Source organism: Peribacillus sp. FSL P2-0133 (assembly GCF_037975445.1).
Taxonomy (GTDB): domain Bacteria; phylum Bacillota; class Bacilli; order Bacillales; family DSM-1321; genus Peribacillus; species Peribacillus simplex_E.
Genome location: NZ_CP150254.1, coordinates 2,903,754 through 2,920,465, shown reverse-complemented (window position 1 = coordinate 2,920,465; position 16,712 = coordinate 2,903,754). Strand labels below are relative to the sequence as shown.

Annotated in this window: 10 protein-coding genes and 1 pseudogene; 10 read left to right on the top strand and 1 reads right to left on the bottom strand. The window is 38.7% G+C overall.

Annotated elements, in window-relative coordinates; translation table 11 throughout:
* Nucleotides 1-8: 8 nt before the first annotated feature.
* Nucleotides 9-1,034, bottom strand: coding sequence for a YeiH family protein (locus MKY17_RS13975; RefSeq protein WP_339202389.1), 1,026 nt, complete (start codon nucleotides 1,032-1,034; stop codon nucleotides 9-11).
* A gap of 134 nt (nucleotides 1,035-1,168) precedes the next feature.
* Between MKY17_RS13975 and MKY17_RS13970 the strand changes: the two genes are divergently transcribed.
* The 10 genes and pseudogenes from MKY17_RS13970 to MKY17_RS13925 all read left to right on the top strand — a co-directional run bounded on the left by MKY17_RS13970 (nucleotide 1,169) and on the right by MKY17_RS13925 (nucleotide 16,697).
* Nucleotides 1,169-2,059: a selenium metabolism-associated LysR family transcriptional regulator gene (locus MKY17_RS13970; protein ID WP_098373286.1), complete on the top strand. Its 891-nt coding sequence runs from the start codon at nucleotides 1,169-1,171 to the stop codon at nucleotides 2,057-2,059.
* Nucleotides 2,060-2,302: 243 nt separating this feature from the next.
* Nucleotides 2,303-3,214: a hypothetical protein gene (locus MKY17_RS13965; RefSeq protein ID WP_339200082.1), complete on the top strand. Its 912-nt coding sequence runs from the start codon at nucleotides 2,303-2,305 to the stop codon at nucleotides 3,212-3,214.
* Nucleotides 3,215-3,713: 499 nt separating this feature from the next.
* A complete protein-coding gene (locus MKY17_RS13960) occupies nucleotides 3,714-4,340 on the top strand; it encodes a metal-dependent hydrolase (RefSeq protein ID WP_098373289.1) in 627 nt (208 codons plus the stop codon).
* Nucleotides 4,341-4,545: 205 nt separating this feature from the next.
* Nucleotides 4,546-4,989: a C40 family peptidase gene (locus tag MKY17_RS13955; RefSeq protein WP_260398190.1), complete on the top strand. Its 444-nt coding sequence runs from the start codon at nucleotides 4,546-4,548 to the stop codon at nucleotides 4,987-4,989.
* Nucleotides 4,990-5,496: 507 nt separating this feature from the next.
* Nucleotides 5,497-7,626, top strand: coding sequence for an ATP-dependent Clp protease ATP-binding subunit (locus MKY17_RS13950; RefSeq protein ID WP_144553140.1), 2,130 nt, complete (start codon nucleotides 5,497-5,499; stop codon nucleotides 7,624-7,626).
* 394 nt (nucleotides 7,627-8,020) lie between these two features.
* Nucleotides 8,021-9,889: pseudogene (gene pulA / locus MKY17_RS13945) on the top strand (type I pullulanase); the annotation flags it as partial.
* A gap of 189 nt (nucleotides 9,890-10,078) precedes the next feature.
* On the top strand, nucleotides 10,079-13,042 hold the full coding sequence (gene fdhF / locus MKY17_RS13940; protein ID WP_339200081.1) for a formate dehydrogenase subunit alpha: 2,964 nt from the start codon (nucleotides 10,079-10,081) through the stop codon (nucleotides 13,040-13,042).
* Nucleotides 13,035-13,724 carry a DUF1641 domain-containing protein gene (locus MKY17_RS13935; protein WP_339200080.1) on the top strand — a complete coding sequence of 230 codons (690 nt, stop codon included), beginning with the start codon at nucleotides 13,035-13,037 and terminating at the stop codon, nucleotides 13,722-13,724. The genes fdhF and MKY17_RS13935 overlap by 8 nt, the downstream gene beginning before the upstream one ends.
* A gap of 246 nt (nucleotides 13,725-13,970) precedes the next feature.
* Nucleotides 13,971-15,473, top strand: coding sequence for a spore germination protein (locus MKY17_RS13930; protein WP_286177216.1), 1,503 nt, complete (start codon nucleotides 13,971-13,973; stop codon nucleotides 15,471-15,473).
* A 30-nt stretch (nucleotides 15,474-15,503) separates the two neighbouring features.
* On the top strand, nucleotides 15,504-16,697 hold the full coding sequence (locus MKY17_RS13925) for a Ger(x)C family spore germination protein (RefSeq protein WP_339202294.1): 1,194 nt from the start codon (nucleotides 15,504-15,506) through the stop codon (nucleotides 16,695-16,697).
* The last annotated feature ends 15 nt before the right edge of the window (nucleotides 16,698-16,712 follow it).

Sequence of the window (16,712 nt, the reverse complement as noted above, 5' to 3'; positions counted from 1 at the left end):
TTGAAAAGTTAATTTAAATGGAAAACCTGAACTAATACATACCCGAGACAAGTCAATAATATAGAGCCAATCAGTCCAGCTATAAAAGGTTTACCGCCATATTTTCTAAAGGTTAAAAGGTCAATATTCAATCCTAGTCCTGCCATGGACATAGCCATGAGGATATAGGAAAGCATAACAAGTTTATCGGCTATGGGTTCAGGAACTGCACCTGTAGAATAGAGGGAACTCATTAACAAAAATCCAAAAATAAACCAAGGTATTTGAATGGACTTCCAGGAAAATTTCTTTCCGTTATCTCTTGATCGATCTTTCCAATTCATGATGAAACCGATTAAAATGGCAACGGGAATGAGCAGGGCCACCCTAGTCAATTTGACCACGACTGCCAAGTCAACTGCCTCATTTCCCCCTGGCGCTGCTGCAGCGATCACGTGAGCGATTTCATGGAGTGTCGCTCCCGAGAATATCCCATATCCTTGATCGGATAACTCCAATAATGGATATAGGATTGTATAACCGAAAGTGAAGGTTGTACCTAAAACAGCAACCGTCGCTACGGCTATTGCAGTATCTTTTTCTTTTGCTTTTATTTGGGAGGAAATTGCCAGGATGGCAGCAGCTCCACAAATTCCCGTTCCGCAAGCTGTCAATATGCCTAGCTTTTTATCAACTTTAAAAAGACGGGTCAATCCATAAACTACTAATATAGCAAATACAAGACAAATTGCACCCACTGCAAATGTTTTCGGACCGGCATTAAATATATCCTTTAGGTTCAGGCGCATTCCCAATAAAATAATGCCCACTCTCAAAAGGACTTTACTTGAATAATTTGTACCTGCAACGGTGTAAGCTGGGACGCCAATGATCGCTTTCCAAACAACACCAATCAGTATCGCAATGACTAACTGTCCCATTATATGAAGGAATGGAAGCTCTGCTAAGTATTTTGCAGCAATGGCAATTAGCAAAGTCAATGCTATTCCTTTTGTAAATCCAAGTTTTTTAGTTTCAACGTTTGTTTGTTCCAGTGTGATCACTCCATCTATGTTGATGCCTTAACTTTAAAGCTTAATTAAAAATAAGTGAAATATATTTTTGCTATTTCAATGATTACTTCTACTTATGATAAAATGAAACACAAAGGTAAATAAGGGAGGTAACCATGGATCCGTTAAAAGTATTCGTCACCGTAATCGAACAGAAAAACTTTTCAAGAGCAGGGGATATTCTGAACTTGTCTCAGCCAGGAGTCAGTCTTCACATAAGAAATCTGGAAAATGAATTAGGAACGAAATTAATTTATCGTTCTCCCAAACAAGTGCAAATAACAGAGCCGGGAAAAATTTTGTATAGACATGCAAAGCAAATGCTTGATCATTATGAGACAGCAATAAGAGAAATAAATGAATTTAATAACGTGGTTAGCGGAACGATGAAAATAGGAGCAAGCTTCACGATAGGGGAATACTACCTTCCAAAAGTTTTAGCGGAATTTGCGGCTCAATATCCGATGGTGGACATACAAATCATCATCTCGAATTCCAATGAAGTCATACAAGGAATACGTTCGAATAAGCTTGATATAGGCTTGATTGAAGGTGAAACGAATTATAAAGATATTGATGTCAGACCATTCATGAATGACGAGATGATAGTCGTCGTCCCCCCGGTTCATCCACTTTCACAGATGGATCTCATCGAGGGCACATTGCTCCAAAACCAAACGTGGGTGCTTAGGGAGCAAGGATCTGGAACCCGTACATATTCCGATAAACTTCTGAGCAGCCTGGAGTTAAATATAAAGAAAACGTTTATTTTCACCAGTATCCAAGGAGTGAAAGAAGCGGTGATGGCTGGGCTTGGCATTGCCCTGTTATCACGATTGACTGTACAAAAAGAACTGAAGTCCAATGAATTGAAAACCTTTCATTTGAAAAATGAACCCATTATAAGACCTTTTTCGATCGTGAAAAAGTTAGACCTCGAAGCCTCAAAAGCCATCGAGTTGTTTTTAAGGAAGGTCGAAGAATTTGCGATAAAGGGTCCGTCCTAAATAAATCACCTAAACTTTTGCTCATCCTTTCATTTTCAATGAAGAGGTTGGGCATTTTTAACGACGAAATATTTTTAATTTTAATGAAAACGTCGAAAGTATTTTGGAATATGTCAATCATTATACGAATTTTACGTATTTTCACATAATTATAAACATATAAATTAAATAGATAGTCTCCAGGAAGTTCTAAGTCCCTGTAGACTTTTCCTGATATTAATAATATTAAAAGGAGCAACCACATTGGCTATAGAGGAGCAGAAAGATAAGCGAATTTCTGTTTTCGACAGGATTATAGGATTCATGCCGAAATTTTATGTGATTGGGACAATTTTAATTTTTGTTTATACGCTAGTTGCAATGGCTCATTTAGGTATCCAAACTTTGAAAAGGCCAGAGGAAGCCGTTGGTCCTACCACAAATCCCCCTATATCTCAGGGCTTTGAACATACATTGATATCGTTAATCATCGAACCGATTGTGACGTCTGAATTTTATCAAATCATCTTTAACACGTTATTTCTTTACCTTGTTTGGATATTGCTTTTCCTATTAGCACCGATTGCTTTTTACCGTTTAAAACACTTTAAATTTTTTAATATCGAAATTGAAATTGAAAAACAAGATGCAGCCGTTTATGAAGTATTCAGCATGAGCAGTTCAAAAATGAAATTTGCTGCGTATTTAACATCCGAGGAATATCAATTGGAGATATCAGAGGAAATTGCTAACAGCAAGGACTTTAAAACACCCTTAATCTATACATTGGACTGTGCCGTAGATTTTTATTCCGATCAATTAGGACTTTCATTTACCTACGATATTTATACCCTGAACCAGTTCAAAAAAGCAAAGCTGCCTAAATCCATCAAAGCGATGCTAGATAAATCCATTCAAACCGGCGATCCATGCATTACGAATAAAAGTAATAGTGATAGTGAATATCACAAGAACTTTCTTATCCATTATTTCGAAAACATTGACGGGAAATTTGTCACTGTCTTAAATAGTTACCAAACTGAATTCGATACATTCGATAAATCACTGCTTAAGATCCTGCAAAATGTCATATACGATTACTATTTACAGTATCACTATATTTACGATGCGAGTGAGAAGCTGGAAAAGAATGAAACGATTTCCCTTAATAATTAAAAAAACCACCCTACAAGTGGTTATTTTTTTTGGAAAGGTGATTGTTAATTATATTTTGGACAATTACATTATTACCAATGAGCTCAGACGATTTCTTTACGTGTTGTTCCCGAAAATCCATGTTCTTTATTTTCTTGGACTTTTTCCCGTTTTTAAAATTATTGAAGGCATTTAAAAAAGCTATCTGAATCACTCCCCTTATAGATTAGTATATTCATATTTTGGATAAAATTTCATGAAAAACTACAATTTACAGAAAAATATTTTGCGGTTTTAAGTGATGAAAATTACCTAAACAAAACAATTAAAGACTTTCTAGAAGAATTGATTTTAATTTAGAACGAGGGATTTATTAGCTCAAATTAATGATTACTACGGCTTTTTTATAAAAAATAAAGAAATTCCCCCAAAAATATTGTATAGTTAGAATACAGGAGTTCGAACAAACATTCGTTTCTTGGAAACAGAGATTACTTCTTAGTGGGACAGGAGAGAGACAGTGAACGGTACAGCACACATGGCATTAGGGGCAACAGTTGGATTCTTGACGGCAAACACACTTCAAACAGATCCAACTACCACTTTATTCTTGGTTGGCATTGGGGGAGTTTCAGGTCTTATGCCCGATATGGATATTGATGGGAAGTTAAGTAATAGGATTACTTTTTCACATAAGTTTATTCGAACGATAGCACAAACGATTGGGATACTAATGATCATTTATAGTCTTTTTGAAGGCTCTGAAACGGAAAAATGGATCGGTGTAGGGGCAGGAATCGGAATCATCATCATTTCATCTTTCATCAGACAAAGGCATATGCTGACCTTGACTGGATTAGCGGTTTTAGGCGGTGGTTTATCTTTGCAGGAAAGCTGGCTGTGGCTGTTAGGAGTTTATATTATCCTAGCATCCTTTACACCACATAGAAGTTATACACATTCGATTGCAGGTATCGCTTTCTTTGGCATCATTGCCCATCAATTCGAAGCCTTTATGGGGATTGACGGAATTTTCACTACTTGTATATTAGGATACATAAGTCATTTAATTGCAGATTTGAAATGTTTACCTTTTAACAAACGTGGGGTAAAGTTATTTCTTCCATTTTTCTCAAAAGAATTTTGACAGTGGTTCGCTTACCGCTGTTTTTTCTATGAGGTAAAATAAATTTAAATTGAAAGGATACCTGATTCGACTTTTTTTTATGTTTTATATGGTCATTCTTCCTAAATCTACTAAATGTAACATATTTGTAAAGATCCTGTGATGCGAGTGATATGCATATTCTAGTATATTAAGTTTAGCAAATCACATCAGGGGGTAAAATAATTTGTTTAAGAAAATTGTCGTCGGATTGTCATTGGCTATCATGCTTGTATCCGCATCTTTTGCTGGGGACCAAGTGGAAGCTGCTTCATATCATACAAAAGCGATTAAAGTGGCTAAAAGTGAATTAGGTACAAAATATAAAATGGGTGGCATTTCTTCTTCAGGTTTTGATTGCTCCGGTTTAGTGAAGTATTCATATCAAAAGGCTGGTAAGAATTTACCAAGAACCGCTGCTGACATATATAAAAAAGGAAAGAAAGTTAAAAGCCTGCAAAAAGGTGACTTAATGTTTTTTGCACCAAATAAAGCGAAAAAACCTACACATGTGGCTATATACATAGGAAACAATGAATTCATACACTCATCATCATCTAAAGGAGTTTCATACGCTAAAACCAATAATAGTTATTGGAAGCCAAAGTATATTGGTGCGAAACGTATATAATAGAAGGAAATCAACCTTAATATAAAAAACTAAGAGACTTAATGATATCTCTGACTGCAGGGAAACTCGAAATAATTGAGTTTCCCTGCAGTTTTTTCTTTATAAACGTTCAAATTGCTTGGCAGACAATCCGCTCCCTTGTTTTCTACAAAAAGAGACTTTAATGAAGTCTCTTTTTTTGTTTTAAATATTAAGAGGGGATGAGGCATATGGGCAAGGAAAAAGGGAATTGATGTTATGTTAATAGATTAGGTTTGGTTATCCTGAAGTGGGTAATCAATAATATCTGAATGTACAAAGAGGCATACATAGAATCTTTTTATTTGACTGGAATTGGATAGTTTAATATGCTTAGCAAACCAAATCGAAGGAATTTCTTTTTTATTGCAAAAAAATTCCCAGACAAAATTATTGAAAGTCAAAGAAGGTCAATGTATAATAAAGTCAGAAAGTCAAAGAAGGTCAAAGATTTATAGTGAATTCAATTTTTAAAAGGAGGAGTACTACATGCTTTGTGAAAAATGCCATGTAAACCAAGCAAATATTCAAGTTCATCTAAATATGAATGGTCAGGAGCATGATGTGAAACTGTGCTCCACTTGTTATAAAGAAGAGCGAAACAAACTTGGAGCAGCAATGGGCGGAATGGATACAGGAAAATTCCAATATAATGGATTTCCAAATTCATTCAATCCATTTAATTATAATGATGTACCAAAGCCGGATTCAGCTGAACATGGCGAGGACGGAGGATTGCTTGAGGAGTATGGCCACAATTTGACCGATGCTGCTAAAGCAGGACTTATCGATCCGGTTATCGGAAGAAATGAAGAAATCAAACGCGTCATTGAAGTTCTAAATAGACGCAATAAAAATAATCCCGTTTTAATCGGTGAACCTGGTGTCGGTAAAACAGCCATTGCCGAAGGTCTTGCTTTAGCGATTGTTGAAGGTTCTGTACCTGTTAAATTACGTAATAAGCTTGTATATATGCTTGATATAGCGTCCCTTGTTTCGAATACTGGAATTAGAGGGCAATTCGAAGAACGAATGAAGCAATTGATCAGCGAATTGCAGGAAAGAAAAAATGTCATTTTATTCATAGATGAAATTCACCAACTTGTGGGAGCGGGTTCAGCCGAAGGATCAATGGATGCAGGAAATATCTTGAAGCCTGCACTTGCACGCGGCGAGCTTCAGCTTGTCGGAGCAACCACTTTATCCGAATATAGGAAAATTGAAAAAGACGGTGCCCTTGAAAGACGCTTCCAGCCTGTACACGTTAATGAGCCGACAACGGCTGAGGCATTGGTCATCTTACATGGTTTAAAAGATAGTTATGAATCTTATCATGGTGTAACATATAGTGAGGAAGCCCTAAAAGCGGCTGTTGAACTCTCGAACCGCTACATTCAAGACCGATTCCTGCCTGATAAGGCAATAGACCTAATGGATGAAGCTGGTTCCAAATTGAACTTGACCATCGAAGACGGCCAGGTAGAAAAGATGAAAGAGCGTCTGGTGCAAATTTATAAAGAAAAAGAAATGGCCTTGAAAGAAGAAGCATATGAAAAAGCTGCCCTTCTCCGTGATGAAGAAGAAAAACTGGAAAAGTCCTTACAGGCTGGGGAAGATGCAATTAAGCCAACAGTTACCGTTGAAGACATTCAAAATATCATCGAACAAAAGACTGGTATACCTGTAGGTAAGCTCCAAGAAGACGAGCAAGAAAGAATGGTTCATCTCCAAGAGGAGCTGATGAAAAAAGTAATCGGGCAGCAAGAGGCTGTCAAAAAGGTTTCCAAGGCCGTTCGAAGAAGTCGTGCAGGGTTAAAATCCAAAAATCGTCCTACCGGTTCTTTCCTTTTCGTTGGTCCGACGGGAGTAGGTAAAACCGAATTGGCGAAAACTCTTGCTGAGGAATTGTTCGGGGACAAGGAAGCAATGATTCGTCTTGACATGAGTGAATTCATGGAGAAACACAGTGTTTCTAAATTAATCGGTTCTCCTCCTGGATATGTAGGGCATGAGGAAGCTGGACAATTGACGGAAAAAGTTCGCCGCAAACCTTACAGTATCATCTTATTGGATGAAATCGAAAAGGCACATCCGGATGTATTGCATATGTTCCTGCAAATCATGGAAGATGGCCGCTTAACCGATAGTCAAGGGCGGACCGTTACTTTTAAAGATACCGTGATCATCATGACGAGTAATGCTGGGGTCGGAGAGAAACAAAAAGTAATGGGATTCGGTACAAGTTCAGCTGTGGAAGAGGCTTCAATCCTACAATCTTTAGGCAGTTTCTTCAAACCGGAATTCTTGAACCGATTCGATAGCATCATTGAATTCTCGGCATTGAAAAAGGAAGATCTTCTGCAAATCGTTGATATCATGATTCACGAGCTAGACGAAACCCTTGCTGCAAATGGTTTATCTTTAGATGTAACGAATGAAGCGAAACAAAGGCTAATTGAACTCGGATATCACCCAGCTTTCGGGGCGAGACCGCTCCGCCGTGTTCTTCAAGAACAGCTCGAAGACGGCATCACTGACTTTATCTTTGAGCAGCCTGAAGTTAAGAACTTCACTGCAATTGTTGAGGATACCTCTGTGAAAATTATTAAAACACCATAAAGAGTACTAGAAATGCCTCCAAGACCGTAAAACTGTTATGGAGGCATTTTTTTTTGAATTCACTTTTCATAAAATGATAGGTAAGGTTCAGCTAATTGACATGCAGCTTTCGATTAATAAATATAGATTTCTGAATTTTTGATATAATTTGCTGATCGAATGTTTTGGTGGAAATTGCCTGTGGAATCATACCATAAGGGAAGATTCGCTCATGATTATAAAAATTAATAATTCCTGTTCCAAAATGGGAATTGCAATGGAGGAATGACCTATTAAAGATTCACTTTCTTATTTTGAAGAAGAAAATAAAAATAATCGAAAACCTATGGATAATGAAGCGGAAAATCAGTTGGAATTTCTGCCGATTGCAAATATTAATCCAGTAAACCCGTCGGAATTGGATGAACTATATTTCTATGAAGGCAAAGATTTAGGAAATTCCTATCTTAAAGATAAAACGGCATTCCGATTATGGGCACCACTTGCATCTGAAGCTAAGCTAGTCACTTATAAACATTGGGATGATACAGATGGAATGGAGATTCAGATGGTTCGTTCGGAAAAGGGGACCTGGACCATTGAGCTGAACGGAGATCAGAATGGTTTGATTTATACATATAAAGTGAGAGTGGGAGAAACCTGGAGTGAAGCCGTCGATCCCTATGTTCGTGCAGTTACTGTTAATGGTAATAAAGGAGTTGTGATAGATTTAACTGATACGAACCCTGAAAGGTGGACTCGGGATAAACCGCCTCTCGAAAAAGCTGAGGACATAGTCATTTATGAATTGCATACACGGGATTTGTCGATTCATCCTGAAAGCGGAATCCATCATAAAGGTAAATTCTTAGGAGTGATTGAAGCCGGCACCAAAGGTCCAGATGGAGCGAAAACGGGTCTTGATCATATTAAAGATCTAGGTGTTACCCATGTTCAGTTTATCCCGATATTCGATTTTGCTACAGTCAATGAAATGAAATTGAATGAACCACAATATAACTGGGGATATGATCCACAGAATTATAACGCTCCCGAGGGCTCTTATTCGACTGATCCATATCAACCAAAAGTCAGGATCCGGGAGTTAAAGGAAATGATTCAAGGTTTACACGATCACGGTTTACGCGTAATCATGGATGTTGTATATAATCACGTTTATTCAGTGGAGGACTCAAACTTCCATAAACTCGTTCCTACTTACTTTTTTCGCTATAACGCCGACGGCACCTTATCTAATGGAACAGGTGTAGGAAATGATACCGCGTCTGAACGTAAAATGATGCGAAAATTCATCGTTGAATCCGTAACCTATTGGGCAAAGGAATTTAACCTTGATGGTTTTCGTTTCGATTTAATGGGGATTCATGATGTGGAAACGATGAATGAAGTGAAAAAGGCACTGGAAGAAATTGATCCGTCCCTCATTGTTTTGGGAGAAGGCTGGGATATGGATACTCCCTTGGCCCAAGAGCTGAAAGCAAATCAAAAGAATGCTTTTAAAATGCCTGGAATCGCTCACTTTAACGATGCGATCCGTGATGGTTTAAAAGGGTTTGTAATGAATGAACATGATAAAGGATTCGTGAATGGCAAACCAGGAATGGAAGATATTATAAAAAAGGGCATCGCTGGTGGTTTGAAATATGACGAAGATATAGCAACATATCAAAGACCAGATCAAGTGATCAATTATGTTGAAGCACATGATAATTATACTTTATGGGATAAGCTTCTCATCACTAATCCAGATGCGACAGAACAGGTACGGAAACAGATGCATAAATTAGCTTCGGCCGTCGTCTTACTGTCACAGGGAATTCCAATGATACATGCTGGACAAGAGTTCATGCGTACGAAGGATGGGGATGAAAATAGCTATCAATCTTCCGATTGGATTAACCGGTTGGATTGGAAAAGGAGAGCGGAGTTAAATCGGGAAGTAGAGTATATGAAAGGACTAATTTCGCTCAGGAAAAATCATTCTGTTTTTAGGTTAAGCACACCCGAAGAAATTGAGGAGCACTTACAATTCATTGATGCTCCTCCAAATGCGGTTGCATTTACTTTAAAACATAAGGATTACAAAATTGCAGTGATTCATAATGCAAATTGGGACGCGATAACCATTTCTCTTCCCCACGAAGGTGAGTGGTCCGTTTTAGTGGATGATCAGCGGGCGGGCCTGGAAGAAATAGAAAGGGTTAAAGGGAGTCAGATAACCGTTGCCCCTTTGAGTTCGTTTGTACTAAAAAACAAACTCTAACCAATGATAATATAGTCGAAGTGAGTGAATACTATGTCTCACTTCGGCTTTATTTCATTTTTTGATATGAAAATTATTGGTCAAATGAAGTCTTCCATTATTTTCTTTCGCAAGTTTGAGAAAAAATGTGCGGGGGTAGAAAATACTTAATGATGAATTTTATCGTTTTTTAAGAGGGGAGCGATTATTTTGCCAGAGAAAGTACAGATAAAAATCAATGGTGCTGAGGCCAGCCTGGAAGGTAATCAAACAATTTTACAAATGCTGACGGATAGCTCGATTGAAGTCCCGAATGTTTGTTACCATCCTAGCCTAGGTCCTATCGAAACATGTGATACATGTTTAGTAAGCGTTAATGGAGAACTCGTAAGGTCTTGTTCCACCAAAATCAAGAATGGGGATGTAATCGATACAGTTGCACCAGATGTAAAAGAAGCACAGGTCATGGCGATGGACAAGATATTGTATAACCATGAGCTTTATTGTACGGTTTGCGATTATAATAATGGCACTTGTGAAATACACAATACTGTTAAGGAAATGAAGGTAAATCATCAAAGTGTTCCTTTTGATCAAAAGCCATATGAAGTGGATCGGTCAAATCCATTTTATCGATATGATCCGGATCAATGCATCCTTTGCGGCCGTTGTGTTGAAGCTTGTCAAGATGTACAGGTCACTGAAACATTGACCATTGATTGGGAAGCAAAACGTCCACGTGTCATTTGGGATAATAATGTTCCAATCAATGAATCTTCATGTGTGTCATGTGGACACTGTTCCACAGTTTGTCCGTGTAATGCAATGATGGAAAAAGGAATGGAAGGAGAAGCCGGATTTTTAACCGGCATCGCTAAACAAACTCTTCGACCCATGATAGAAATAACGAAAAATGTAGAAACGGGATATGGTTCGATTTTAGCGATTTCAGATATGGAATCAGCCATGAGGGAAGCAAGAATCAAGAAGACGAAAACGGTTTGTACATACTGTGGGGTAGGATGCAGCTTTGACGTTTGGACCAAAGATCGTAAAATCCTAAAAATCGAACCGCAAGTGGAGGCACCTGCAAATGGAATTTCGACTTGTGTAAAAGGGAAATTCGGATGGGATTTCGTGAATAGTGAAGAAAGACTCACAAAACCTTTAATTAGAGAAGGAGATGCGTTCAGGGAAGCTGAATGGGAAGAAGCCCTTGAATTGATTTCCCGTAAATTCTCCGAAATCAAAGAGTATCACGGATCGGATTCGATGGCTTTCATAACGTCCTCCAAATGCACCAATGAAGAGTCCTATTTAATGCAAAAGCTGGCAAGGGGAATCATTGGCACCAATAATGTGGATAACTGTTCCCGGTATTGTCAGACTCCTGCTACTTTGGGATTATTCAGAACGGTTGGATATGGCGGAGATACAGGGGGTATAAAGGATATCGAAAAGTCCGAACTTGTATTGATCATAGGCTCGAATACATCCGAATCCCACCCCGTTTTGGCTACCAGAATCAAACGTTCCCATAAACTAGGTAAACAGAAGCTGATTGTGGCGGACATCAGAAAGCATGAAATGGCTGAACGTTCCGACCTCTTCATCCAGCCTGCTCCGGGAACGGATATCATATGGCTGTCGGCCGTGACTAAATATATCGTCGACAAAGGTTGGACAGATAATGACTTCATCAAAAATCGTGTAAATGGGATGGAGGAATACATCAAGACTTTAGAACCTTACACAATGGAATATGCCGAAAAAGTAACAGGCGTAGCTAAAGAAGATTTAATTACGCTTGCAGAAGCCATTCATGAAGCGGGGAGCGTTGCATCGCTTTGGGCAATGGGCGTTACGCAACATGGCGGAGGAAGCGATACGAGTACTGCAATTTCCAATTTATTGCTCATAACAGGTAACTACGGTAAACCTGGAACAGGTACTTATCCGTTACGCGGACATAATAATGTCCAAGGAGCCAGCGACTTTGGCAGTATGCCGGATCGCTTGCCAGGTTACGAAAAAGTAACGGACAAAAACGTACGCGCGAAATATGAAAACATCTGGGGTGCCAAAATACCCGAAAACCCTGGCCTTAATAATCATGAAATGGTCGAAGGGATTCATGCAGGTACCATCAAAGCAATGTACTTAAAAGGTGAAGATATGGGGCTGGTCGATTCCAATATCAATCATGTTCATGAAGCATTTGAAAAACTGGAATTCTTTGTGGTACAAGATATCTTCTTATCAAGGACGGCAGAATTCGCGGATGTCGTCCTCCCAGCAAGCCCAAGCTTTGAAAAAGAAGGTACTTTCACGAATACCGAACGCCGTATTCAACGTCTATATCAAGTCTTTGAACCGTTGGGCGACTCAAAGCCTGATTGGCAAATCATTATGAATGTAGCTAATTCGTTAGGAGCAGGTTGGAATTATGAACACCCAAGTGAAATCATGGACGAAGCAGCTAAACTATCACCATTATATGCTGGAGTAAGTTATGAACGCTTGGAAGGATATAAAAGTCTTCAATGGCCAGTGGCACCAGATGGTAAAGATACGCCGCTTTTATTCACGGACGCTTTTCCATTCCCCGATGGAAAAGCAAGGTTATTTCCAGTCAAATGGACCAAACCGATTAACTTTGGGGATGAGTTTGATATACATGTGAATAATGGCCGATTGTTGGAACATTTCCACGAAGGAAACATGACTTATAAATCAAAAGGCATCACTTCCAAAACGCCAAAAGTATTCCTTGAGGTATCCCGGGAATTGGCAAAAGATAGAGGGCTTGAGGATGGCACTCTTGTTCGGCTTACTTCACCATATGGAAATGCAAAAGTGCAATGCCTGATTACGGATCGTGTAAAAGGTAAAGAGGTTTATCTGCCAATGAACGATTCGGGTGACGGGGCAATCAACCAATTGACTAGCAGTCATTCAGATAAAGATACTGATACCCCTGCCTATAAGGAGGTTCAGGCAAAAATGGAAGTGCTCATGGTCAAAGGAGATAATCCATTGCCGAGCATCAACCATCGTAATGGTAATCCACAACCACAGATAGGTGTACAAGTACAAAAAAAATGGGCCCGCGAAGATTATATATTCCCTGGTGACCTCTTGAAAATCAAAAAGGAGGAGAGGAACCGTGGCTAAAGCGACAAAAGTGATCAATCGAATCACCTTAAGCGATGAAGAAAGAAGAAGAATTGAACTCGAGGATATAGAGCGTACCCTTTTGGAAAATAAAGAAGTGATTAAAGAAACGTTTGAAGTTATGAAAGGCATGCAGGATCGTGGGATATTATCAATGGTTAACAGTTTGTTGAAGGAAGGGGACAAAGTGCTGAACATTCTGGTCAAAACAGCAGACACCCCAGAAACGGCAAATACGCTAAAAAATCTCCTTCTCATACTTGGCACGTTAGGGACACTTAATGTTCAACAGCTTGAACCGCTTATCCTCAAAGTCAATTCAGGGATTGCCCGTGTGGCCGAAGCTGATAAAACTCCTGATAAGCCAAGCTATCTAGCGTTGATGCGATCCTTGAATGACCAAGAAGTCAAACAAGCCATGACTTTTCTGATGACCTTCCTTAAAGGAATGGGAGAAGATACAAGCGATTTAGAAAGAACCACTCAACTACCAGAGAATCAGCAATTGCATAAAGCGAATGAAACAGCAGACATAGAACGGCCGACCACCAGAAAATCATACGGATCAAGTATACCCGGTAAAGGCGGAAGAGGAAAAAAACGAAATACAAGCTGGTTTTGGATTGCAGCAGGAGTTTCACTCATAACCATTCCGCTAACTTTATCGAGTAGTAAGAAATAAAGACCTTGCTCGTTCATTTTTCGAATATTGAGCGCAAACCCTGTAAACAAGAAATTAAATTATGAACGATATATATTAAAGCCGATGATTCCCCCTAATAAGGAATCATCGGCTTTTTTCGGTGAAAGGTGAGGTAATAAAATTACTATCAATATTTTTCTCACTAGCCTTTAATTACATATATTTATAATCAATCAATAGTGAAACGAACATATTAAATACACTTAATCCAAAAGGGGCGGAAAAGTGCGAATAGGACGTTCTCTTAAGAGGTCTAAAGAAAAACCTACAACAAATAATCAAATAAAAGTAAACACCTTATCCGACGTGGTGAATGAAAATGTAGTGAAATTAATGAACGAGCTCGGGCACAGTTCAGATTTGTCAATTCGAATGATTGAGTCTCCACACCATAAATCGGTACAAGCAGCTGTAATCCACCTTGACGGATTGGCTGATAGTAACATCATTAATGAAAACATAGTAGATCCATTAATACAGTGGTTTAAAGAAAATAATCAAATATTGACAGGGTTAGAGGAACGAGCTATTCATATTTTAACGGTATCTCAATTAACCGTTAAAGAAAGTTGGCAGGATTTCATGTCAGCGGTTTTGACAGGAGATACTGTTGTATTGTTGAATGGCAGTACAAAAGCATTCATCGCAAGTACGAAAAAACAGCCATCCCGTGCGATAACTGAGCCGACAAGCCAAACGGTCATTAGAGGACCAAAAGATAGTTTTACTGAGAATTTAAGAACCAATACGTCCTTAATTCGTGCTAGGATTCAAAATCCTGATGTACGCTTAGAGAGCCTGAAAGTCGGAAATGTCACGCAAACGGATATTGGGATCATGTACATTCAGGGAATCGCGGATGCAAGTATTGTAGAGGAAGTCAAAGAACGAGTAAAGGGCATTAATATTGATGGGATTCTTGAATCGAATTACATTGAGGAGTTAATTCAAGATGATGGAACGACCATTTTCCCCCTTCTTTTGAATACGGAACGACCTGATGCGGTTGTTGGCAATTTATTGGAAGGGCGAATCGCCATCATTATTCAAGGAACACCTTTTGTATTAATCGTACCAGCGGTTTTTTCTCAATTTTTTCAATCTCCGGAGGACTATTATCAAAATCAATACATCAGCTCCTTTTTAAGGATGTTAAGATTTGCAGCCTTTTTTCTATCGATGTATGCATCCTCTATTTATTTGGCCCTAATTACTCATCACCAGGGGCTTATCCCTACAACTTTAATCGTTAGTTTAATGGCACAAAGGGAAAATGTTCCTTTTCCAGGAATTGTCGAAATACTGGTAATGGAAATGGCCTTTGAAATTTTACGCGAGGCAGGAATTCGGATGCCAAGAGCGATCGGGCCAGCTGTATCAATTGTAGGAGCACTTATTTTAGGGCAGGCAGCTGTTGAAGCGGGATTTGTGGGAGCGGCAGTGGTTATCATAGTAGCCATTTCTGCAATCAGCAGTTTTACACTGCCGAATACCAGTCTAGTTAATGTGACACGTGGAATTCGATTTATGTTGATTTTTATTTCAGCATTCATAGGCTTATATGGCATATTGCTTTTCACTTTATGTATCTGGCTTCATATGAGCAGCCTGAGGTCAATTGGTGTACCATATTTTGCACCATTTGCTCCATTTCGTTTCAAGGAGCAAAAAGATGGTTTTTTTCGATTCCCACTACCATCACTATTAAAAAAACCATCAAGAAAATAAAACTCGGCTAAAAACGATTGGGGATGAAAAATGAAAATTAATATTTCGCTTTTATGGATGGCAGCCATTTGCTTATTGATTTCAGGGTGTTCAAATTATCGGGAATTAAACGAGCTTGGGGTCATTATAGGGATGGGAATCGACCATAACGATGATCCAAAAAACCCATACAAAGTAACCTATCAAGTCATTAATCCAAGCGGGCTAGCCCAAACCAGCACTTCCGGAGGTAAAGGTCTTGCTGTCATCAACTATACTGTAACGGCAAAAACGCTAGTTGAGGCTTTTGCAAGGGCATCAGCCATTATTCCTAGAGAAAACAATATTTCACACCTTTCTCTCATTATTATCGGGGAAGAGTTAGCACGAAATGGTATTGATTTATTATATGATTCTGTCGATAGAGGCAAAAATCAAAGGGTAAGTGTCCCGATCTTTATTGCTCGCGGGAAGACTGCAGAGTATTTGTTTGGTGTAATTGAACCACTTGAAATTACTCCAGGTAAAAATATCATTACCACAACTAAAAGTGAGCAAAGCGACTATGGATCCACTAATGAAGTGTTATTATATGAAACCATTTCAGCACTTACGAGTGAAGGGAAGGATGTATCACTTCCTGGAATCAGTATAAGGAATGATTCAAAAGAGGCAAAGCAATTAAGCAATTTTGAGACGACTTCCCCGGCTTATATAGAGGCAAAAGGATTAGCCCTATTTAGAAAAGGAAAAATGGTGAGATGGCTTGATGGAGAAACGGCCAGAGCTGCTCAGTTTGTGACATCGGAAATAAACAGGACAGATGTTGTGATACCCTGCAGTGAGAAGGGAAATGTCACGATCACGGTAATCAGAGCAAAAAGCAAAATGAAAACCAAAATCCACCATGAAAAACCTGTCATTCAAACTAGTTTGAATGTGATGGGAGAAATGATGGAAACATCTTGTGACCTGGATATGAGCAATCCGAAGTTGTTAAAAGAGTTCGAAAGAAAAATGGAAAATGATCTAAAAAAGCAAATTAAAAGGACGATTAGAATCGCTCAAAAAGAAAAGTCGGACATTTTTGGTTTTGGTGATGCCTTGTCTCGAACAAACCCGGATTATTGGCGTCTGCATAAAAAAAATTGGGATAACCTATTTTCTGATGCGGAGATATCTATGAAGGTAAACGTTGACATTATTAATTCCGGAATGCGAATGGAACCTTATAAGTCGAAATAAAAAAATGAGGAGGTG

Excerpts from the sequence above, each read along its gene's own strand:
- MKY17_RS13950 (WP_144553140.1), top strand. The coding sequence starts at position 5,497 with ATGCTTTGTGAAAAATGCCATGTAAACCAAGCAAATATTCAAGTTCAT.
- MKY17_RS13970 (WP_098373286.1), top strand. The coding sequence starts at position 1,169 with ATGGATCCGTTAAAAGTATTCGTCACCGTAATCGAACAGAAAAACTTT.
- MKY17_RS13925 (WP_339202294.1), top strand. The coding sequence starts at position 15,504 with ATGAAAATTAATATTTCGCTTTTATGGATGGCAGCCATTTGCTTATTG.